The organism is Falsiroseomonas stagni DSM 19981 (assembly GCF_900114315.1).
In the GTDB taxonomy this organism is placed as follows: domain Bacteria; phylum Pseudomonadota; class Alphaproteobacteria; order Acetobacterales; family Acetobacteraceae; genus Falsiroseomonas; species Falsiroseomonas stagni.
The window spans coordinates 185,277-205,695 of sequence record NZ_FOSQ01000010.1 but is presented as its reverse complement, the minus strand read 5'-3'; the positions used below and the strand labels follow the sequence as shown (position 1 = coordinate 205,695).

Here is a 20,419-nt window from a genome sequence, read left to right as displayed (position 1 = left end):
CGAAGCTGCATTCGACCAACCCGATCGAGCGCCTCAACGGCGAGATCAAGCGCCGCACCGACGTCGTCGGCATATTCCCCAACGAAGCCGCCGTCGTCCGCCTGGTCGGCGCCATCCTCCTCGAGCAGTCCGACGAATCGGCAACCCAGCGCGCCCGCTACATGACCCTGGAAGCCATCAGCACCGTCAGCGATAATGCCACCGTCAGGCTCTCGGCCGTGCCAGCCTGACCCGGCAGCCCAACCCGCCGAGAATCATCGCGCTCCTACACCACGCGATTGGACACGACCACCGGGTCGGCGCGGTTGCACGACCGGCGTCGGCACGCTGGTACCCTGTTCGGCGCCGAGGGCGAAGCGCGCGCGGCAGTGCGGGCCTTCCTGGCAGGGATCGCCGTCACAGCGACCGCGGGGTGACTCGTCCGGGGGAAGCCGCACCGGGGCACGGCAAGACAGCTGAAACATCGTTGGTAGCGGCGAGCGGACTTGAACCGCTGACCCCGGCATTATGAGTGCCGTGCTCTAACCAGCTGAGCTACGCCGCCCCAAGCGTCGCGGGTGCCGCGTCGGCCCCCGCCATCGGCGCGCGAGTTACGCCGCCGCCCCGTCCCTGTCAATCGCGCCCATGGCCGAAGACGCCGCACGGAGGAACCCGCCAGCCAGCACGCGATCACCGTCATAGACCACGCAGGCCTGGCCGGGGGCGGCGATGTTCGGCTCCTCCAGCGTGACACGCAGAAGGGTTGCGGCGGCGTCCCAGCGCATCACCGCGGCCCGCGGCTGTTCCCGCCCCCGCAGCTTCACCTGCACGGCCACGGGGCCCTCCGGCGGCGTGCTGAGCCAGTTCACCTCGCCCGCCACCACCTCCGCCTGCGGCAGGGCCGCACGGGGCCCCACGACCACGCGCCGGCGCGGCGCATCGATGGCAGCGACGAAAAGCCGTTCCTGCGTGCCGCCGACGCCGATGCCGCGCCCCTGGCCGACCGTGAAGCGCCCGATGCCCTCATGCCGCCCCAGCACCTGGCCGGAGAGGTCGACGATCTCCCCCGCCTCCGCCGTCTCCGGCCGCAGCTTCGCCACCAGGCGGTCGTAGCGCCCCTCCGGCACGAAGCAGATGTCCTGGCTGTCCGGCTTCTGCGCCACCGCCAGGCCGAGCCGCTCCGCCACCGCCCGCACCGCCGCCTTGTCCGGCATGTCGCCGAGGGGAAAGCGGGCGAAATCCAGCTGGTCCCGCGTGGTCGCGAACAGGAAGTAGGACTGGTCCCGGGCCGGATCGACGGCACGGTGCAGTTCCGCCCCATCCGGGCCTTCCACGCGGCGGGCGTAATGGCCGGTGGCCATCGCCTCGCAGCCGAGGTCGAGGGCCATCTCCACCAGGTCCTGGAACTTCACGGTCTGGTTGCAGCGCACGCAGGGGATCGGGGTCTCCCCCCGCGCATAGGTCGCCGCGAAATCGTCGATGACGGCAGCGCGGAACCGCGCCTCCCGGTCCAGCACGTAGTGCGGGATATCGAGGGCATCGGCCACGCGGCGGGCATCATGGATGTCCTGCCCCGCGCAGCAGGCGCCCTTCTTCTGCACCGCCGCGCCATGGTCATAGAGCTGGAGCGTGGCGCCGATGACCTCGTGCCCCGCCTCCTTCATCAGCGCGGCGACGACGCTGCTGTCCACGCCCCCGGACATGGCGACGAGGATGCGCATCAGGCCGCGTCCAGCCCCTGCTGCCAGAAGCGCGCTTCCAGCCGCGCCGCCTCGGCGAAGGTTCCCGACAGGCTGCGGAACCGCGCCGCACCGCCATGGCTTTCGCCGAGCGTATCGATCCGCGCCGCCGCCGCCCGCGCCATGGCCTGGTAGGAAGCCGACCCGTAGCTGTCGATCCAGGACTGGTAGGGGTTGCCCTCCACCCGGCGCTTCGGATCGGCCAGGATGCGCAAGGCGACCTCCGCATAGCCCACGGTGCAAGGCGCCAGCGCCACTTCCAGGTCCAGGATGTCGCCGGCCAGGCCGCGATCGATCACGTAGCGGGTGTAGCTGACGGTCTCCGCACTCTCCGGCGTCCCGCGCACTACCGGCTCCGGGATGCCCCATTCCGCGCAGTAGGTCAGGTGCAGCGACGTCTCGGCCAGGATGGCGCCGATGGAGGCAGTCTTCTCCCGCATCGCCTCGATGCTCTCCGCCTTGAAGACGGCCAGCGCCTTGGCGCGCGCGAAGTGGATCAGGAACAGGTAGTCCTGGATCAGGTAGGTGCGGAAGGCCGCGAGCGGCAGCGTGCCGTCCGACAGCCCCTGCACGAAGGGGTGCCAGGTGTAGGCAACCCATTCCTGCGCGCAGCCGTCGCGGAGGCGCCGGTACAGCCCGCTCTCCGCGCCGAAGTCATTCTCCCCAGCGGGGATCCACGCCGGGGTGCCCATGACCTGCCCCGCCCTCAGCCGCCGGCGTTGCGCGTGCCGGCGGGCAGCTTCACCACCAGCCCGTCCAGCGCATCGGTCATGATGATCTGGCAGCCCAGGCGGCTCGTCTCCTGCAGGTCGAAGGCGAGGTCGAGCATGTCCTCCTCATCCTCCGTGGCCTCGGCCAGCTTGCCGTACCAGGACCCGTCCACGATCACGTGGCAGGTGGAGCAGGCGAGGCTGCCCTCGCAGGCGCCCTCGATATCCACGCCGTGCTTGTGCGCGATCTCCAGCACCGACAGGCCGAGGGGGGCTTCCACCTCCTTGCTGTTCCCGTCGCGCTCGATGAAGGTCATCTTCGGCATGTCAGGCCCTTATTCCGCCGCGCTCGCCGGGCGGGGGTTCCGCGCGGCCGCCAGCTTGTCCGGTGATTCGGTTGATTCGACAGATTGCATGGCCCGTTGCCAGGCGCCGGCCAGCGCCCTTGCCGCAAGGTCCACATCCGCGGGCGACGTAAAGCGGCCGATGCCGATGCGCAAGGTGGAACGCGCCCGCGCCTCCTCCAACCCCAGCGCTTTCAACACATAGGAGGTCTCGACCTCCGCCGAGGAACAGGCGGAGCCGGTGGAGACGCACACATCCGGCGCCGCCGCCATGATGGCCTGGGCGGTGACGCCACCGGGGAAGGAGACGGAAAGGTTCCCCGCCACCCGCCGGTCCATCGTCCCGTTCACCGCCACCCCCGGCACGGCGGCCGACAGCGCGGCCAGGAAGCGGTCCCGCTGCCCGGCGATGCGCCCGGAATCCAGCGCCCCCTCCAGCGAAGCGATCCGGCAGGCCTCGCCCAGGCCCACAATCAGTGGCGCCGGCAGGGTGCCGGACCGCAGCCCCCTCTCCTGCCCACCGCCGGAGAACAGCGGCGCCAACCGCACCCGCGGGCGGCGCCGGACATAGAGCGCGCCGATGCCCTTCGGGCCATAGACCTTATGGCCGGACAGGCTGACCAGGTCCGCGCGGATCGCCTGCACATCGATCGCGACCCGCCCCGCCGCCTGCGCCGCATCGGTGTGGAACAGCGCGCCATGGCGCTTCGCCACCGCCCCGATCCCGGCCAGGTCCTGCGCCACGCCGATCTCGTTGTTCACCGCCATGACGGAGACCAGCAGCGCCGGCGCCGCCGCCAGCGTGCGGTCCAGCAGATCAGGGTCGAGCAGACCATCCGGCCCGACCGGCAGGATCACCGGCTCGAACCCCTCCGCCGCCAGGTCCTTCACGCTCTCCAGCACGCATTTGTGCTCCGTCACCACGGTCACGATGCGCAGCCTCTCCGTGCCCTGCCCCTTGGCGAAGCGCGCCGCGCCCTTGATCGCCAGGTTGTTCGCCTCCGTCGCGCCGGAGGTGAACAGGATTTCCGTGGCCTCCGCCCCGATCAGCGCGGCGACATGGCCGCGGGCCTCTTCCACCGCCGCCTCCGCCGCCCGGCCCATGGCGTGCTCGATGGAACCGGGATTGGCGAAATTCTCCTCCCACCACGGCCGCATGGCGGCCAGCACGCGCGGGTCGACCGGCGTGGTGGCGTGGTTGTCGAGGTAGATGGGCCGGTTGGGGCGGGTCATGGCGCCCCCTATGTGGCGCCTGCCATGGCCTTGCGCGAGAGCCTTGCGCGCATGGCGGACCACGCCGCCAGGAAACGCTCCGCCGTATCGGGCGGCGCATCCCAGGGCAGGGAGACGCGGATGGCCGACCCCGCCGCCGCCCCCAGCCCCATCGCCGCCAGCACATGGCTGGCGCGCACCTTGCCCGAGGAACAGGCGGACCCCGCGGAGACCTGCACGCCCGCGAGGTCGAGCGCGATGACCTGCGTCTCCGCCGCCACCCCCGGAAGCACCAGGCTGGTCGTATTGGGCAGGCGCGGCGCGCCGGCGCCCGCCACGGCCGCCTCGGCGCCCGCCTCGATCGCGTCCCGCAGCGGCGCCAGGCGCGCGGCGGCGGCGGGGTCGGCGGCCTCCGCCGCCGCGCCAAGGCCCGCAATGGCCGGCAGCGCCTCCGTCCCCCCGCGCCGTCCCCGTTCCTGCCCACCGCCGGCGATCAGCGCGGGCAGGTCGATTCCCGGCCGCAGCAGCAGCGCCCCCGCCCCCTTCGGCCCGCCCAGCTTGTGGCCGGAGATCGCGAGGCTGTCCGCCTGCCCGATCGCCAGCGCCACCCGCCCCGCCGCCTGCACGCCATCGACATGCAGCAGCGCGCCATGCGCCCGGCAGAGCGAGGCGGCTTCCGCCAGCGGGTGCAGCACGCCGGTTTCGTTGTTCGCGGCCATCAGGCAGACCAGCGCGGCAGGCCCGCCGGCCAGGGCCGCATCCAGCGCCGCCAGATCCAGCGTCCCGTCCGCCAGCACCGGCAGCAGCGTGGCGCCGGGTGCCGCGGCCAGCACGGCCGGGTGTTCCGTGGCGCCCGCCAGCACGCGGCGGCCACGCGACAGCGCCGCGATGGCGATCGCATTCGCCTCCGTGCCCCCGCTGGTGAAGACGACCTCCGCCGGGCTGGCGCCGAAGCGCGCCGCCACCTGGTCCCGCGCCGTCTCCAGCACCCGCCGCGCCGCCCGCCCCGCGCCATGGACGGAGGATGGGTTGCCCACCAGGTCCAGCGCGCGGATCACCGCTGCCCGGGCCTCGGGCCTCAGCGGTTCCGTCGCATTGGCGTCAAGATAGAGGGCCATGATCCGTCGCGACCGCATCCGTCGTGACCGCATCCGGCGTCACCGAATCCGTCAGGGGCGGCGCGATGGCCCGGCCCAGCACCTTGCCCCCGATCACATCCGCGAGTGTCACCGCCTCCAGGAACAGCCGGATCTGGTCGCCAAGCTCCGCCCAGAGGTCATGCGTCAGGCAGCGCTGGCCCGCCAGGCATCCCGGCCCGCCATCGTCGCAGCGGGTGGCATGGATGGGCTCGTCCACCGCCTCCACGATATCGGCGATGGAGATCGCCCCCGCCCCCCGCGCCAGGCGGTACCCACCCCCCGGACCGCGGGTGGAGACGACAAGGCCGGCGCGCCGCAGCGGGCCGAACAACTGCTCCAGATAGGCCAGCGACAGATGCTGGGCGCTGGCGATCTCCGCCAGGCTGACCTGCCCGCGCGACCCCTTCCCCTCGCCGGTCGCCGAGTCGTCGCGGGCCGCGAGTTCGACCATCGCCATGACCGCGTAGCGGCCCCGGGTGGAGAGTCTCATGGGGCACTCCCGCCCGGCGTGTGCCCCGGACTCGCAAATCCCCCGCGGGGCGAGTGGGTATGTCCACTGTCCGGAACGTGAGCCTTACAAGGCCGCCTCAGCAGCAGGAAGATGCGGGCCATGCCATGAATCCGATATGAAACCTGCCCGCGCCTCACCTATATTGCGGCCACCCTGGGGCTCGGGAGCCCGCCCCGGGGTGCCCTCGGGCGCGGGCCTGCCGCGTCCACCAGAGCCAAGACCGGAGCCGAGTGACCGCGACGACCCGTCGCCATCACGAGGCTATTGTTCCCGACCAGCGCCGTCAACAAACGGCGCTGGGCCCAGAAGGGGTCCCCTCAGGGGCGGGAATGCCGAACGATCAGGTCTGGCCCTGGTTCGTGCCCGAGGCGCGTCGCGGCGGCGGCGCGGGTGGTTCCCCAAACGGCCAGGTGGCGGCTGCCCTGCGCAGCCCCGCCCCCGGTCATGGTGCGCGATGGCGGGGTTGGGCTGAGGCCCTGCCTGTCGTGCACCCAACACGGACTGGATCGAAGGAACGATGCCCGAAGTCATGTTCGCCGGCCCCGACGGCCGGCTTGAGGGTCGTTATCACCATGCGAAGCAGGCCCATGCGCCGGTCGCGCTGATCCTGCACCCGCACCCGCTGCATGGCGGGACCATGAACAACCGGATCGTTCATGCGCTGTACCAGCGTTTCCAGGCGATGGGGTTCTCGACCCTCCGCTTCAACTTCCGTGGCGTGGGCCGCAGCCAGGGCCGCTACGATGGCGGGATCGGGGAGATCTCGGACGCCGCGGCGGCGCTCGACTTCCTCCAGGCCGTGAACCCGAATGCCTCCTCCCTCTGGGTCGCGGGCTATTCCTTCGGCTCCTATGTCGGCATGCAGCTGCTGATGCGCCGGCCGGAAATGGGCGGCTTCGTCAGCGTCTCCGCCCCCGCCAGCCATTATGATTTCGGCTTCCTCGCCCCCTGCCCCTGCAACGGCCTGATGCTGCACGGCGCGGATGACGAGCTGGTTCCGGAAACCAGCGTGCGCAAGCTTGTGGACAAGCTGAATACCCAGAAGGGCATCCGCATCGACTACCGCGTGATGCCGGGCGCCGGCCACATCTTCACGCCGCCCCAGGCCGAACAGGTGGCCGATGCGGCGGAAGACCATGTGATGGGCGTGCTGAACCGCGGCCGCATGGCGCTCGCGGCCGACTGATCCGCCGGCACCGCTGATACCCCCGGCACGGCGCGCGGCACCCCCGCGCGCCGTTTCGCGTTCCGGCGGCCTATTCAAGCCGCACCCCGGCGTCGCGGATCACACCGCCCCAGCGCGCATCCTCCGCCGCGATGACGGCGGCCAGCGCCGGCCCCGTCTCGCCCGGGATCTCCGCCCCCAGCGCCGCGAAGCGGGACGCCAGGGTGGGGTCGGCCAGCGCGGCCTGGGCCAGCGCCACCAGCCGTTCCGCCTGCGCCCCCGGCAGCCCCGCCGGCGCCCCCAGCGCCAGCCAGGATTCCGCGACGAAGCCGGGCAGGGTCTCCGCCACCGCCGGCAGGCCGGGCGCCAGCGGCGTGCGGGCGGCGGCGGTCACCGCCAGGCCGCGCGCCCGCCCGGCCTCGATCTGCGGCAGCGCGGCCGGAAGGGGCGCGACCATGACCTGCACGCGTCCGGCCGCCAGGTCCCGCAGCGCATCGGGGTCGCCGCGGTAATGCACCATCTCCCCCGGCACGCCGATCGCCCGCAGCAGCATCTCCGCCGCCAGATGCGGGATGGTGCCGGCGCCCGGCGTCGCCACCAGGGCGGGCCGCCCCAGCCCGCGCAGCCAGGGCCCAAGTTCCGCCAGCCCCGCCACCGGCGCCTCCCGCGGCACCAGCACCACGCCCGGGAAACGGGCGAAGCGCAGCAGGGGCGCGAAGTCCCGGGCGGGGTCGAAGGGCATCTCCGGGTAGAGGTGCCGGTTGATGGCGAGCGTCGCGCCGAGCAGCGTGCCGATGGTCCCGCCATCAGGGGCCGCGCGGGCCAGCGCCGTCGCGGCCAGGTTGCCGGCGGCGCCGGGCCGGTTCTCCACCACCACCGCCTGGCCGAGTCCCGCCGCCAGGCGCTCCGCCAGCAGGCGGGTCAGCAGGTCCGGTGCCGCGCCGGCGGGCATGCCGATCAGCAGCCGCACGGGCCGGTCCTGGGCCCGGGCGGGGGTGGCGAGGAAGGGCGCGAGCAGCAGCGCGCGGCGGGGGATCGGGCAGGTCATGGCATGGAATTCTCCATGCCCCGCCGCAGAGCGCAAACGAGAGAAAATTCTCGCCCAAAGCGCCGCGATCAGCGAATCCCTTGCCGCCGACGATGTCCCTAGAGCAGCGAACCCACCAGCCGCCCGCCGGGCAGCGGCTGCGGGCACCCGGTCGTGCCCGGGAAGGTCAGCGGCAGGCCGCGCCAGGTGCGCGCCGCCAGCACGCCGAAGGCCTGCGCCTCCAGCGCATCACCATTCCAGCCCGCCACCTCCACGGCGCGGACCGGTTCCGCCAGCGCGGCGTTGAGGGCGCGCATCATGGCCGGGTTGCGCCGCCCGCCGCCGGCCACCAGCCATTGCACCGGCGACTCCGGGAAGTGCCGCGCCGCGGCCGCCACGCAGACGGCGGCGAAGGCGACGAGGGTCGCCGCCCCATCGGCCGGGGAGAGCGCTCCCGCCCCGGCGTCGCGCAACGCTCGATGGAAATCCAGCCGGTCCAGCGATTTCGGCGGCGGCGCCAGCAGCCAGGGATGGTCCAGCATATGGGCCATCACCCCCCCATCCACCTGCCCGGCAAGTGCCAGCTTGCCGTCGCGGTCGAAGGCCTCCCCGGTATGGAGCCGCAGCCAATCATCCAGCGGCCCGTTCGCCGGGCCGGTGTCGAAGGCCACCAGCGAGCCATCCGCGCCGATCCAGGTGACATTGGCGACTCCGCCGAGGTTCAGCACCGCCAGCGGCTTCGGCAGGTCCCGCGCCATGGCGGCATGGACCACCGGCACCAGCGGCGCCCCCTGCCCACCCGCCGCCACATCGGCGCTGCGGAAATCATAGGCGACGGTCATCCCCGTCTCCCGCGCCAGGCGCTGGGCGTCGCCCACCTGCCAGGTGAAGCCGGCGGCGTTCATGCCGGGGCGGGCGGGGCGGTGCAGGATGGTCTGGCCATGGAAGCCGATCACATCCGCGGGCCAGCCGATGGCGCGCACCGCCTCCACATGCCGGTCCGTCAGCCGGGCGACGCAATCCAGCAGGAAGGGGTCCTCGGGGGACATCGCCGGCGCCCGGTCCAGCAGCTGGCGCAAATCGCGCCGCAGCGCGGGGTCATAGGGCAGCGTCAGCACCGGGCCCAATCGCCCGATCGCCTCCCCATCCGTCTCCACCCAGGCGGCATCCACCCCGTCGAGGGAGGTCCCGCTCATCAGCCCTATGGTTCGCAGCATCCCCCCAACGTGCTACGCCGCGCGCCGCCGGGAAAGACCCGGGCAGCCGATGACGGACCCCCATGACCATCACCAGCGACTTCCTGCGCATCGCCAAGGAACGCGGCTACATCCACCAGACCTCGGACGAGGCGGAGCTGGATGCCGCGCTGAACAAGGGGGGGCTGACGGCCTATATCGGCTATGACTGCACGGCGGACAGCCTGCATGTCGGCCACCTCATGCCAACGATGTTGCTGCGGCTGCTCCAGAAGACCGGCGGCAAGCCCATCGCACTGATCGGCGGCGGCACGACCAAGGTGGGCGACCCCTCCGGCAAGGATGATGCCCGGCAGTTGCTGACCGATGAGGTCATCGAGACCAACAAGGTCGGCATCCGCCGGACCTTCGAGGCGCTGCTGGATTTCAACGCCGGCGCCCTGATGCTGGATAATGCCGAATGGCTGGACGGGCTGCGCTACATCCCCTTCCTGCGCGACATCGGCCGCCACTTCAGCGTCAACCGCATGTTGACCATGGACAGCGTGCGGCTGCGCCTCGAACGCGAACAGCCGCTCAGCTTCCTCGAGTTCAACTACATGCTGCTCCAGTCCTACGATTTTCTCGAATTGCACCGGCGACACGGGGCGGTCCTCCAGATGGGCGGGTCCGACCAGTGGGGGAACATCATCATGGGGGCGGAGCTGATCCGCCGCGTCGCCGGCGGCCACGCCCATGTGCTGACCACGCCACTGCTCACCACCGCGTCGGGCGCCAAGATGGGCAAGACGGCCTCCGGCGCCGTCTGGCTGAACCCCGACCGCCTCTCCCCCTACGACTACTGGCAGTACTGGCGGAACACGGAGGATGCGGATGTCGGCCGCTTCCTCGCGCTCTTCACCGAACTGCCCATGGAGGAGGTCAGGCGGCTCGGCGCGCTGGCCGGCGCCGAGATCAACGAGGCGAAGAAGATCCTGGCCACCGAGGCAACCGCCATCCTGCATGGCCGCGCCGCCGCGGACGCCGCCGCCGAGACCGCCCGCCGCGCCTTCGAGCAGGGTGAGGCCGCGGAGACGCTGCCGAGCCTGGTGGCCACCCTGCCCGCCGGGATCATCGACCTGCTGGCGGAGGCGAAGCTGGTCGCCAGCAAGGGGGAGGCGCGGCGCCTGATGGCGCAGGGCGGCGTTCGGCTGAACGATGCGCCGGTGTCCGACGTCGCGGCGATCGTGACGGTGGCCGATCTGCGGGACGGCGCGGCCAAGCTCTCCCTCGGCCGCAAGAAGCACCTGCTGGTGCGGCCGGGCTGACGCGCATCGAGGGCGTTGAGAGGCCCGCTTCCTCAACGCCCCGATCCGCCCCGCAACGGCATCAGGGCGTTCCAGGGCGCCTTGAGCCGATCCAGCTTTGGCTCTCGCGCGCCACCCGGAATGGCGCTGCCGCCCCGAAGCGCGCTATCGCGTGACCAGGCACAGGACCCTGGTCCTGTTGCGTGCCTCATTGCCATCACGATTTCGCCGCGGCACGACCTTAATTTTTCGTCACAAACAACCCAGCTAGAGGCCCGCCGGGGAACCAGGCGGCGGTTTGCCGTTGTGCAAACGGACCGCGCCCGCACCAGCCGCGAGGAGAGCCAAGTCGCATGTCTCGCGCCGCCCTGCCCGGGCTGCCGCTGCCCGCCAGCCTGCCCCGCGCCGTCATGCTGCCCCGCTGGTGGGGCGGCCTGGCGGCGGTGGCCATGGGGCTCGTCGTCATCGCGGCGATCTATCGCCCGGGCATCCTGGCGCCCTGGCGCACGGGCTGGATGCTGGAAGGCAGGATCGGTCCCGACCCGGTCCAGTACTGGCTCGGCTGGACCTATTTCAGCCGTGCGCCCTGGTCCTGGCCGCCGGGCCTCAACCCGGATTGGGGGATGGAGATCGGATCCTCCATCTTCTACTCGGATTCGATCCCCCTGCTGGCCTTCGCCTTCAAGGCGCTGCGGCCGCTGGTGGAGGTGTCGCAGTACTGGGGCCTCTGGATCTATGCCTGCGGGGCGCTGCAGGCCTTCATGGCCTGGCGGATCCTGGGCCTCTTCACGGCCGATCCGCTGGCGCGGCTGGCTGGTGCGGCGCTTTTCCTGGTGCAGCCCCTGCTGCTGAACCGGCTGGGCGGGCATTTCGCCCTGGGCGGCCAGTTCCTGCTGTTGATCGCGCTGTATCTCTGCCTGACGCAGGCCAGCACGGCACGGCGCGTCGCCGCCTGGGCGGCGCTGGTCGGCGCTTCCTCCCTCATCCACGCCTATCTGCTGCCCATGGTGGCCGGTCTCTGGGCCACCGATGCCCTGGCCCGCGCGCTGCGCGCCGACCGCCGCCCGGCCTGGCTGGCGGCGGAGGCCCTGCTGGTCCCCGGGCTCGGCCTGGCGGGGCTGTGGCTGGCGGGGTTCTTCGTGCTGGGCGATGGATTGGGCGGCACCTGGGGCGGCTTCGGCCAGATGCAGCTGGACCTGCTCGCGCCCTTCGACCCCAGCGTCTGGGGCCGCTTCCTGCCGGACATGCCCCATGGGGACCATCTGGAGGCGCAGGATTCCTATCTTGGCCTCGGCGTGCTGCTGCTGCTGGCGGCGGGGCTCCTGGCCTTCGTCGCCCGTCCGGGGCTGCGCCCGGGCTGGCCGCTGCTGGCGGGGCTCGGTGTGTTCCTGGCCCTCGCCCTCACCCACCGGGTCTCCATCGGCGGGTGGGTGGTGGAGGTGGTGGCCCTGCCGGACAGCCTGGTGAGCATGGCCGACGCGCTGCGCGCTTCAGTCCGCTTCTTCTGGCCGGTCGCCTATGCCGCGATGATCGGCGCCATCGCGGCCCTGGTCCACGCGCTTGGCGGGCGGCGGGCGGGGCTGGTGCTGGCGGGGTTGCTGGCGGTGCAGCTGGTGGACCTCCGCCCCGGCGTGACGCGGCTGCACGGCTTCTTCGGCCCCGCCCCCGCCACCGCGGCGCTGCGACTGGCCGATCCCTTCTGGCAGAAGGCGACGGCGCGCTACGAACGCATCCGCCTGGCACCCACCGGCATGCAGGCCCGGCATTGGGAGGAAGTCGCCGTACTGGCCGCCACGCGCGGCCTGCCCACCGATGCCGTCTACCTCGCCCGGCTCGACCCCGCGCGGGTCGATGCGCTGAACGCCAGCACCAAGGCCCGGCTGGCCTATGGCCGCCATGAACCCGGCAGCCTCTATGTGCTGGGCGATGAGGCCGCGCTGGCGGCGGCGCGCCGCGGGATGGACCCGGCGCGCGACCTCCTCATCAAGGCGGATGGGCTGTGGGTGCTGGCCCCGGGCTGGCATTCACCAGGCTGGCAACGGCCGCTGGTCGCGGTGCAGGCCGCCGCCCCGGTGCCGGAGGCGGAGTGGGACCGCTGGTGACGGCTGGACCACCCCCCTCTACGGCGTTCCCTGGCCGATCCCGAACAGCCCGCGCAGGAAGCCCGGCGTCAGCGCCGCCAGCGGGTTCACGCTGACCTGCGGATCATCCACCGGCCCCACCACCCGGAAGGTCGCGGCGAACAGCCCGCCGCCGGTTTCCGGGGAGAACAGCCGCCCCAGCAGGGGAATATTCCCCAGCAGCGAATTGAAGATGTAGGCCGGCACGATCGTGCCCTCCATCGCCAGGCGCTGCTGGCGGCGGTGCAGCGTCCCCTTCGCCGTCAGGCCGAGGGAGGCCGAGAAAGCCCGCGCCTCCGCCAGGGTCAGCTCCTCCGGCGTCAGGGTGAAGGGCGCGACGAGGCGGGAGAAGGAAAGCCCCGGCCCCGACAGCGCCTCCACCAGCCCGTAGAAGGTCAGCGCCTGCAGCAGCTTGGCGAAGCCGGGCGCGTTGCGGACGGCGAAGTCGCTCATCTCCGCGGTGCCGGATAGCGGCGCGCCGGGGCGGTTATGGGCGTAGGTGGCGTTGACCGTGAGCCGCCCGCCCTCGAGGTGCCGCAGCACGTCGAAGCTGCCGAGCAGCGCGCCGGCATCCTCCGCCGTCACGCGCATGGCGCGGCCGGCGCCGGCGGCGGTGATCGAGACCTCGAAGGGCCCGCGCGGCCCGGCGCGGCCGGCGACGCGGCCTTCCCGCACCACGCCAAGGCCATCGACCACCACGCGCGCCTCCACCGCGCCGAGTTCGCGGCCCGGGCCGAGCAGCGTGCGGTCGAAGCGGGCATCGACGGCCCAGATCGTGCCCGGTGGGGCGTTGGGCGGCCCCTGCGCAGCGGGCGCGGCCGGTCCGGCGGGGCTGTCCTCCGCCATGGTGCGGCGCAGATCCAGCACCGGGCCTCGCAGCAACAGGGACCAGGGCGCGCCCTCCCGCGCCGGGGGGCGGGCTTCGCCGGCGAAGCGGCTCTGTTCCACCGCCGCCTCGTTGATCGTCACCCGTTCCAGCCGCGCGCCGCGGGCAAAGGCGGCATTGCCGCGCATCAGCAGCGCGGGGGCTTCAAGGCGGAAGGTCTCCACGGCTTCGAGGTTGTCGCCATTGAGCCGCAGCACCCCCTCCGCCGTCGCGGGCTGGCCCGGCGCCTTGGTCCAGGACAGGGGCGTGATCTCCATCCGCGTATCGCGGAGGTCGGCGCGGATGGTGGCGCGGCCCTGGCCGCTGCGGCGGCGTTCCGTCCGCACCTCCAGCCCGATCGGGCCGGTGGCGAGTTCATCGGCGGGCAGGCCGAGTGCGGCGATGGTGGCGGCATCGGTGCGGGCGCTGACCGTCTCCCGCATCACCACCTGCGTCGGCGGGCCGGCGCGGAAATCCATCTCCACGCCGAGCCGGGCGGTGATGCCGCCCAGCGTGCCGGTGCCGGCGACGCGCAAGCCGTCGGTATCGACCGTCAGCTCCGCCTGGCCGCGTTCCAGCGGGCGGCCGAACAGCACGTCCTGGATCCGCACATCCCGCAGCCGGACGCGCGCGCCGATGCGCAGCGCCTCCACCGGCAGGTCGGCCAGCAGGGGGAAGGCGACCGTCAGCCGCCCCTCGAAGCTGCCCGTCGGGTCCTTCACCGGGAAGGGCCGGCGGTCGAAGAGCTTGAGTCGCGGGTGCTGGATGACCGCGACCGCCTGCGGGATCGGGCCGGCCAGTTCGAAGCTCATCTCCGTCCGGTCCTGGCCCTCCGGCGGGAAGAGGAAGCGGACCAGGCCCTCCTTCACCGTGACGGCCTGCGCCCCGGCGGCGCCGCCGGATGAGGCGCCGGATGGGGCGGCCGGCGTCTGGCGGCCGGCCGTGACCTTCAGCGAGATCTCCTCCAGCCCGAAGGTCACGGTGCCGGTGGCGCCCGTCGCGGGGGCGATGGGGCGCAGCCAGTGGACGGTGGCGTCGGCCACATCGAGCGTGCCGGCCAGGCCGGTCACGCGCAGCCGGGCCAGGTCGGCGGAGGCCTCGACCTCCGCCCGCCACTGGCCGTTGCGGGCGATGCCGGCGGTCACATTCTCCAGGATCCAGTCCCGCTCGCTGCCCACGCCCAGGCCGCGCGGCCAGTAGCGCGGCAGTTCCGCGACCGAGACCTGGTCCAGCGCCAGCGTGGCGGCGCCGCGCCAGCCCTCGCCGCTGCGCGCCGCCTCCGCCGTGGCCCTCAGGGTCGGCGCCCCGGCGCCGCCCGCCAGGCGCAGCGTCGCCTGCGGGATGGACAGCGCGGTGGGCGTGCCTTCCAGCGACAGGTCGAGCCCGGCGAGCGGCAGCACCCGCCCCCCGCCGAGGTCGAGCCGCCCCGCCCCCGCGCCCAGCGTCGCCTGCATGTGGCGGATCGCACCCCGGGCATCGAGCCGCCCGGCGACCTCGATCCGCGTCGCGGCATCCAGCCCGGCGAGCGGCGCCAGCGGCCGGGCGGCGGCGGCGAGCAGGGCGGGCTGCACCTCCGGGATGGAGAGGCGGAAGCTGAGCTCGGCGGGGCTGCCGGCGGCCTCCGCCGTCACGGCCAGGGCCACCCGGGCCTCCCCCAGCAGCAGCGTCGCGGCGCCCTGGCCGGCGATGCCGCCGCTGGGCAGGCGGCGAAGCTCGACCGTCGCGTGGCCCAGCACCCAGGTGGCGCCCAGCGCCTCATCCTCCACCACGATGCGGCCATCGGCGATGCGCAGGCGCGACAGGGCGCCAAGTGGCGTCTCCTCCGTCGGCGGGCGCATCATCGCGGCCAGGATCTCATCGAGGCGGGAGGCGGTGCCGGTCGCGGCCGGCGCCTCCGGCGCCTGGGTGCCGACCAGCACCGCGACCTCGCCCTCCGCCGATCGGCGCAGCCGCAGCGCGGGGCGTTGCAGTTCCAGCGTATGCGGCGCCAATTCGCCCCGCAGCAGCCAGGGCAGCGACAGGGTCATGGCGGCGTCGGGCAGTTCCGCCCGCACCGTGCCATCGGCGCCGCGCAGGCGCACCCCGGCCAGGCGCAGCCGCGCGGGCATCAGATTGCCGTCCCGCCACCCCTCCCAGCCGATCTCCGCGCGGCCGACCTCCAGCCGCGCCTCGGCACCCTCGCCACTTGCCTGCTCCTCGATCAGATGGGCCAGGAAAGGCAGCTCGACCGGCCCGGCGGCCAGCCGCCAGGCGGCAAGCCCGGCCAGGACCAGCAGCAGCACGCCGAGGGCGCAGAGGCGGTGCAGCCAGCGATGCGCCTCCCGCGCCACTTGACCCGCGGCCGCCCTCATCGCTTCCTTCCCCGGGCATGCCGAAACCCAGACCGCCGGCGAGCCCCCTCGCCCCCGAAGCCGCCACCTGGTCCCCGGGCGCCGTCGCCGCCACGCTCCGGCCGCATGACGCGGAAGGCGCGGCGATGCTGGCCGGGCGCTTCGCGGAGAAGGGGAATGCGGAGCGCGCCTTCGGCGCCACGGCGCAGGGGGCGGCGCTGCTGGCCGCGCTCGGCGGGCACAGCCCCTACCTGGCCGACTTGGCGCTGCGGGAATCCGCGACCCTGCTGCGGCTGGTGGAACGCGGGCCGGATGCGACCTTCGCCCTCGCCCTCGATCCGCTCAGCCGGGCGGACCCGGCAGCGACGCGCCCCGGCGTCGCCTCCCTGCTGCGGCAGGCCAAGCGGCAGGCGGCGCTGATCGCGGCGGTGGCGGACCTGCTCGGCCTCTGGCCGCTGGATCGCGTGACGGGCGCGCTGAGCGACCTGGCCGATGCCTGCACCGACTACGCCTGCGCGCATCTGCTGCGGGAGGCACAGGCGCGGGGTGACCTGAAGCTCGCGGGCGGGGCGGCACGGCATGACCCGCGCGCGACAGGCAAGGGGTCCGGCCTCGTCGTGCTGGGGATGGGCAAGCTCGGCGGCCGCGAGTTGAACTACTCCTCGGATATCGACCTCATGGTGCTCTACGACCCGGAGGCCGCAGCCTACGATGCCGACCGGGCCGGCGCCATCTATGTGCGCCTGGCGCGGGACCTGGTGCGGCTGATGGAGGAGCGGACGGAGGATGGCTACGTCTTCCGCACCGACCTGCGCCTGCGCCCCGACCCGGCCGCGACGCCACTCGCCGTCAGCCTGCCGGCGGCCATCGTCTACTACGAGAGCATGGGCCAGAACTGGGAACGCGCCGCCATGATCAAGGCGCGGCCGGTGGCCGGGGACCGGGCGCTGGGCGAGCATTTCCTGCGCGAGATCCGGCCCTTCGTCTGGCGCCGGCACCTGGATTTCGCGGCCGTCGCCGACATCCATTCCATCAAGCGCCAGATCCACGCCCACAAGGGCCACAAGGGCGCCCATGCCAGCGTGCAGGTGGCCGGCCATGACGTGAAGCTCGGCCGCGGCGGCATCCGGGAGATCGAGTTCACCACCCAGGTGCTGCAGCTGATCTGGGGCGGGCGCGACCCCGGGCTGCGGGACCCGACGACGCTGGGCGCCCTGGCGGCGCTGGCGGCGGCCGGCAAGATCGACCGCCGCGCCGCGGCGGACCTGGCCGATGCCTACGGGTTCCTCCGCACGGTGGAGCACCGCCTCCAGATGGTGGCGGACCGCCAGACGCACAGGCTGCCGGAGGATGAGGCAGGGCTCGCCCTCATCGCCTCCTTCATGGGGCATGACAGCGCCGCCGCCTTCGCCGCCGCCCTGGTCGGGCACCTCACCAAGGTCGAGCGCCGCTATGCCGGGCTGTTCGAGGAAGCGCCCGACCTCTCGGCCGGCGACGGGGCGGAAGGCGACCTGGTCTTCACCGGGGTGGAGGATGACCCCGGCACGCTGGAGACGCTGCGCGGCCTCGGCTTCCAGAACCCCTCCGCCATCGCGGGCGTGGTGCGCGGCTGGCACCATGGCCGCACCCGCGCCACGCGCAGCGAACGCGCGCGGGAATTGCTGACGGCGCTGATGCCCGCGCTGCTGGCCGCCTTCGGCCGCCAGCCCCAGCCGGATGCGGCGCTGCTGCGGCTGGACACGGCACTCGGCCGCCTGCCCGCCGGCGTGCAGGTGCTGAGCCTGCTGGCGCGGAACCCCGCGCTTCTGGACCGGCTGGCCTTCGTTCTGGGGGCGGCGCCCCAACTGGCGGATCATTTCAGTCGCAACGCGGCCGCGCTGGACGGGTTGCTGGCCGGCGCGGGCGGCGCCTTCAACATGGCCGGCACGGACCCGACCGCCGCCCTGCCCGCTTTGGTGAAGGATGCCCGCTTCCTGGAGGAGGCGCTGGAAGCCGCCCGCCGCCTGGTGACGGAACGGAAGTTCGAGGTGGATGTCGCGGCCCTGGAAGGCAGGGTCGACGTGGATGAGGCCGGCATCGCCCGCAGCGCCCTGGCCGATGCCGCGATCGCCGGGCTGCTGCCGCGCATCGCGCAGGATTTCGCGAAGCGCCACGGCAAGGTGTCGGGCGGCAATCTCGGCGTTGTGGCGCTGGGCAAGCTCGGCGGCCGGGACATGCTGCCGGGCTCCGACCTCGACCTGATCCTGGTCTATGACCATGCGGAGGAAGCGACGGAGAGCACGGGCGGGCAGAAGATCCTGGCCGCCAGCCAGTATTTCGGGCGGCTCGCCAACCAGGTGGTCGGCGCGCTGACCGCGCCGGGGGCGGAAGGGCGGCTCTACGAGGTCGATATGCGGCTCCGCCCGTCAGGCTCGAAGGGCCCGGTCGCGGTGTCGCTGCCCGCCTTCGAACGCTACCACGCGGAAAGCGCCTGGACCTGGGAACGCATGGCGCTGACTCGGGCGCGCTTCGTCGCCGGCGCGCCGGGGCTGCGCCGGAAGGTGGAAGCCGCGATCCGCCACGCCCAGACCCGCCCCGCCGATGCCGCCCAGGTCCTGGCCGACGCCACCGCCATGCGCGCGCGCCTGCTGCGGGACCTGCCGGGCGAAGGGCCGTGGGACGTGAAGCACCGCCCGGGCGGGCTGATCGAGGTGGAGTTCATCGCCCAGGCCCTGCAGGTCGCCCACGCCGCGCGGCTGCCGGCCATCCTCTCCCCCACCACGCGCCTGGCGCTGTCGGCATTGGCCAAGGCCCGCATCCTGCCGGCGGCGGAGGCGGAAGGGCTGGTGGCGGCGGATCGCCTGTGGCGCGCCATCACCGCCCATCTGCGCCTGACCGTCGGCCAGTGGCGGGACGAAGCGCTGCCCGAGCCCGTGGCCGCCGCGCTGCTCCGCGCCCTCGCCACCGCCCTGCCCCACCCGCCGGTTGACCAGGAGGCACTCCGCGCACAGATGCGGGACGCCGCCGCCCGGGTGCGCGAAAGCTTCATCCGGCATGTCGGCGACCCGACCATCCCCCCCGCCTGAGAGAGACCCCGCCATGCCCGACACCGCCGCAGGCCCCGCCGAGGGCGCCGCCGCCCCCGCCTTCACCATGGCGGCCTCCAGCGGCCGCACCGTCAGCAGCGCTGACCTCGCGGGCAAGCCCTACCTCCTCTATTTCTACCCGAAGGCCGACACGCCCGGCTGCACCAAGCAGGCCTGCGGCATCCAGGAAGCCCTGCCCCAGCTCGGCAAGATCGGCCTGACCGTCATCGGCGTCTCCCCCGACCCGATGAAGCCCATCGAGAAATTCGCCGCCAAGTACAACCTGACCTTCCCGCTGGCCTCGGATGAGGACCACAAGGTCGCGGAAGCCTTCGGGGTCTGGGTCGAGAAGTCGATGTATGGCAAGACCTATATGGGCATGGAGCGGTCGAGCTTCCTGGTCGGCGCCGATGGCAAGGTCGCCAAGGTGTGGCGCAAGGTGAAGCCGGAAGCGCATGCCGCGCAGGTCATGGAAGCCGCGAAGGGATTGTAATGGCAGGGACGTCGGAGCGGGACGAGGGCGGGAATCGCGAGGCGATGCGCGACTTCCGCGCGGGCAACGACACGGCGCGGGAAGCCGCGGCCTGGGCCCTTCGCCTGTTCTGCGGGCGCGAACCGGCGGATGAGGAGGAGATCACCCTCCACAGCAGCCACCAGACGCTGGATGGGATGCGCCGCGCCTTCGCGGAGACCTGGGAATTCCGGCAGTTCATGGACAGCGTCGATGGCGGCCGCCGCCGCTTCGGCGTGCCGCCCTTCCTGCTCCGCCCGCCCCGCACCGACATCGCCTGGAAACACGAACAGCCCACGCTGGATGAGCCGGTGAGCCAGGTCTGCACCGGCAGCCAGTTCAAGGAACCCGTCTACGCCGAGATCGCGGAAGCACTCTCCGTGCACGCCCACCCGCACCGGCGGACCTGGGAGATGGCCTACATCACCTCCGTCCTCGCCTCCCATGGGCTGATCGGCCTCGGGCGGCGGGCGATCGGCTTCGGCTGCGGGCGCGAACGCATCCCCTCCCTCCTCGCCTCCCGAGGGGTGGAGGTGCTGGCGACGGACGAGCCGGCCAGCGACAGCGTCGGCCAGGCGCGCTGGCGCGGCGCCAACCAATACGCCAGCGGGCTCGGCGACCTGTTCCATGCCCAGATCGTCCACCTCGACGATTTCGAACGGCTGGTGGAATTCGGCGCGGTGGACATGAACGACATCCCCGCCAGCCTGGACGGGCAGTTCGACTGCTGCTGGTCCATGTCCGCGCTCCACCACCTCGGCAGCATCGAGAAGGGCATGGCCTTCGTCGAAGCCAGCCTGCGCACGGTGAAGCCCGGCGGCTTCGCGGTGCACACGATGGATTTCAACCTCAGTTCCAACGGCGACACGCTGGACAACGGGGTCCATGTGCTGCCGCGGCGACGCGACGTGGAGGCGCTGTGCGCCCACCTCGCCTCCCTCGGCCACCAGGTGCTGCCGCTGAACCTGCACACCGGCTACGACGCGATGGATGAGGTGGTGGATCTGCCGCCGCACGGCCTGCCCCACATCAAGCTCTATGTGGACCGCTACATCATCACCTCCTTCGGCATCGCCATCCGCAAGGGGGCGTGACGCCACAGGCGCGTCCCGCGCCTGACGCATACCGCAATGCGGCAGGGTTGTGCCTGGCGCGGGCTTCCGTGATTGAGAAGCCCGGCCGGGGATGAAAGACTGGCGGAGAAACGTCAGGACACCACC

16 protein-coding genes and 1 tRNA gene are annotated in these 20,419 nt (G+C 72.8%); 7 read left to right on the top strand and 10 right to left on the bottom strand.

Going from position 1 to position 20,419, the window contains the following annotated elements; translation table 11 throughout:
- The coding region (locus tag BM041_RS22170) for a transposase (RefSeq protein ID WP_175534083.1) at positions 1 to 230 on the top strand (230 nt) is incomplete at its 5' end.
- A gap of 237 nt (positions 231 to 467) precedes the next feature.
- On the opposite strand, the gene BM041_RS22165 is transcribed toward BM041_RS22170, so the two are convergent.
- The 7 genes from BM041_RS22165 to BM041_RS22135 form a co-directional block, all read right to left on the bottom strand.
- Positions 468 to 544, bottom strand: a tRNA-Met gene (locus BM041_RS22165).
- A 46-nt stretch (positions 545 to 590) separates the two neighbouring features.
- Positions 591 to 1,700, bottom strand: a complete 1,110-nt coding sequence (mnmA, locus tag BM041_RS22160) for a tRNA 2-thiouridine(34) synthase MnmA (RefSeq protein WP_092962082.1) — start codon at positions 1,698 to 1,700, stop codon at positions 591 to 593.
- The gene (locus tag BM041_RS22155) at positions 1,700 to 2,410 is read right to left on the bottom strand and encodes a TenA family protein (protein ID WP_092962081.1); all 711 of its coding nucleotides are present in this window, start codon (positions 2,408 to 2,410) and stop codon (positions 1,700 to 1,702) included. The genes mnmA and BM041_RS22155 overlap by 1 nt, the downstream gene beginning before the upstream one ends.
- 14 nt (positions 2,411 to 2,424) lie before the next feature.
- Positions 2,425 to 2,754, bottom strand: coding sequence for a ferredoxin family 2Fe-2S iron-sulfur cluster binding protein (locus tag BM041_RS22150; RefSeq protein WP_092962080.1), 330 nt, complete (start codon positions 2,752 to 2,754; stop codon positions 2,425 to 2,427).
- A gap of 9 nt (positions 2,755 to 2,763) precedes the next feature.
- Positions 2,764 to 4,005: a cysteine desulfurase family protein gene (locus BM041_RS22145; protein WP_092962079.1), complete on the bottom strand. Its 1,242-nt coding sequence runs from the start codon at positions 4,003 to 4,005 to the stop codon at positions 2,764 to 2,766.
- 8 nt (positions 4,006 to 4,013) lie between these two features.
- Positions 4,014 to 5,120 carry a cysteine desulfurase family protein gene (locus BM041_RS22140; RefSeq protein ID WP_092962078.1) on the bottom strand — a complete coding sequence of 369 codons (1,107 nt, stop codon included), beginning with the start codon at positions 5,118 to 5,120 and terminating at the stop codon, positions 4,014 to 4,016.
- Entirely contained in the window at positions 5,086 to 5,613 is a 528-nt protein-coding gene (locus tag BM041_RS22135; protein ID WP_092962077.1) for an Rrf2 family transcriptional regulator, read from the bottom strand. The genes BM041_RS22140 and BM041_RS22135 overlap by 35 nt, the downstream gene beginning before the upstream one ends.
- 538 nt (positions 5,614 to 6,151) lie before the next feature.
- Between BM041_RS22135 and BM041_RS22130 the strand changes: the two genes are divergently transcribed.
- Entirely contained in the window at positions 6,152 to 6,820 is a 669-nt protein-coding gene (locus tag BM041_RS22130; protein ID WP_092962076.1) for an alpha/beta hydrolase, read from the top strand.
- A 70-nt stretch (positions 6,821 to 6,890) separates the two neighbouring features.
- Here the strand turns inward: BM041_RS22130 and BM041_RS22125 are convergent, their stop codons facing one another.
- A complete protein-coding gene (locus BM041_RS22125; protein WP_092962075.1) occupies positions 6,891 to 7,847 on the bottom strand; it encodes a Bug family tripartite tricarboxylate transporter substrate binding protein in 957 nt (318 codons plus the stop codon).
- A 98-nt stretch (positions 7,848 to 7,945) separates the two neighbouring features.
- Positions 7,946 to 9,040 carry an anhydro-N-acetylmuramic acid kinase gene (locus BM041_RS22120; RefSeq protein WP_175534087.1) on the bottom strand — a complete coding sequence of 365 codons (1,095 nt, stop codon included), beginning with the start codon at positions 9,038 to 9,040 and terminating at the stop codon, positions 7,946 to 7,948.
- Between the two features lie 65 nt (positions 9,041 to 9,105).
- Here BM041_RS22120 and tyrS point away from each other — a divergent pair, with 65 nt between their 5' ends.
- Both tyrS and BM041_RS22110 read left to right on the top strand, forming a co-directional pair.
- Positions 9,106 to 10,329: a tyrosine--tRNA ligase gene (tyrS, locus tag BM041_RS22115; RefSeq protein ID WP_092962073.1), complete on the top strand. Its 1,224-nt coding sequence runs from the start codon at positions 9,106 to 9,108 to the stop codon at positions 10,327 to 10,329.
- Between the two features lie 332 nt (positions 10,330 to 10,661).
- Positions 10,662 to 12,410 carry a DUF6311 domain-containing protein gene (locus BM041_RS22110; protein ID WP_092962072.1) on the top strand — a complete coding sequence of 583 codons (1,749 nt, stop codon included), beginning with the start codon at positions 10,662 to 10,664 and terminating at the stop codon, positions 12,408 to 12,410.
- An 18-nt stretch (positions 12,411 to 12,428) separates the two neighbouring features.
- Here the strand turns inward: BM041_RS22110 and BM041_RS22105 are convergent, their stop codons facing one another.
- Positions 12,429 to 15,644: an AsmA-like C-terminal region-containing protein gene (locus BM041_RS22105; protein WP_139226144.1), complete on the bottom strand. Its 3,216-nt coding sequence runs from the start codon at positions 15,642 to 15,644 to the stop codon at positions 12,429 to 12,431.
- Positions 15,645 to 15,661: 17 nt separating this feature from the next.
- On the opposite strand from BM041_RS22105, the gene BM041_RS22100 reads away from it, so the two are divergent.
- The 3 genes from BM041_RS22100 to BM041_RS22090 are packed head-to-tail and all read left to right on the top strand — an operon-like array spanning position 15,662 to position 20,293.
- Positions 15,662 to 18,688 carry a bifunctional [glutamine synthetase] adenylyltransferase/[glutamine synthetase]-adenylyl-L-tyrosine phosphorylase gene (locus tag BM041_RS22100; RefSeq protein ID WP_245762216.1) on the top strand — a complete coding sequence of 1,009 codons (3,027 nt, stop codon included), beginning with the start codon at positions 15,662 to 15,664 and terminating at the stop codon, positions 18,686 to 18,688.
- Positions 18,689 to 18,701: 13 nt separating this feature from the next.
- The gene (bcp, locus tag BM041_RS22095) at positions 18,702 to 19,181 is read left to right on the top strand and encodes a thioredoxin-dependent thiol peroxidase (protein ID WP_092962069.1); all 480 of its coding nucleotides are present in this window, start codon (positions 18,702 to 18,704) and stop codon (positions 19,179 to 19,181) included.
- Positions 19,181 to 20,293, top strand: a complete 1,113-nt coding sequence (locus BM041_RS22090) for a class I SAM-dependent methyltransferase (protein WP_092962068.1) — start codon at positions 19,181 to 19,183, stop codon at positions 20,291 to 20,293. The genes bcp and BM041_RS22090 overlap by 1 nt, the downstream gene beginning before the upstream one ends.
- Positions 20,294 to 20,419 lie beyond the last annotated feature (126 nt).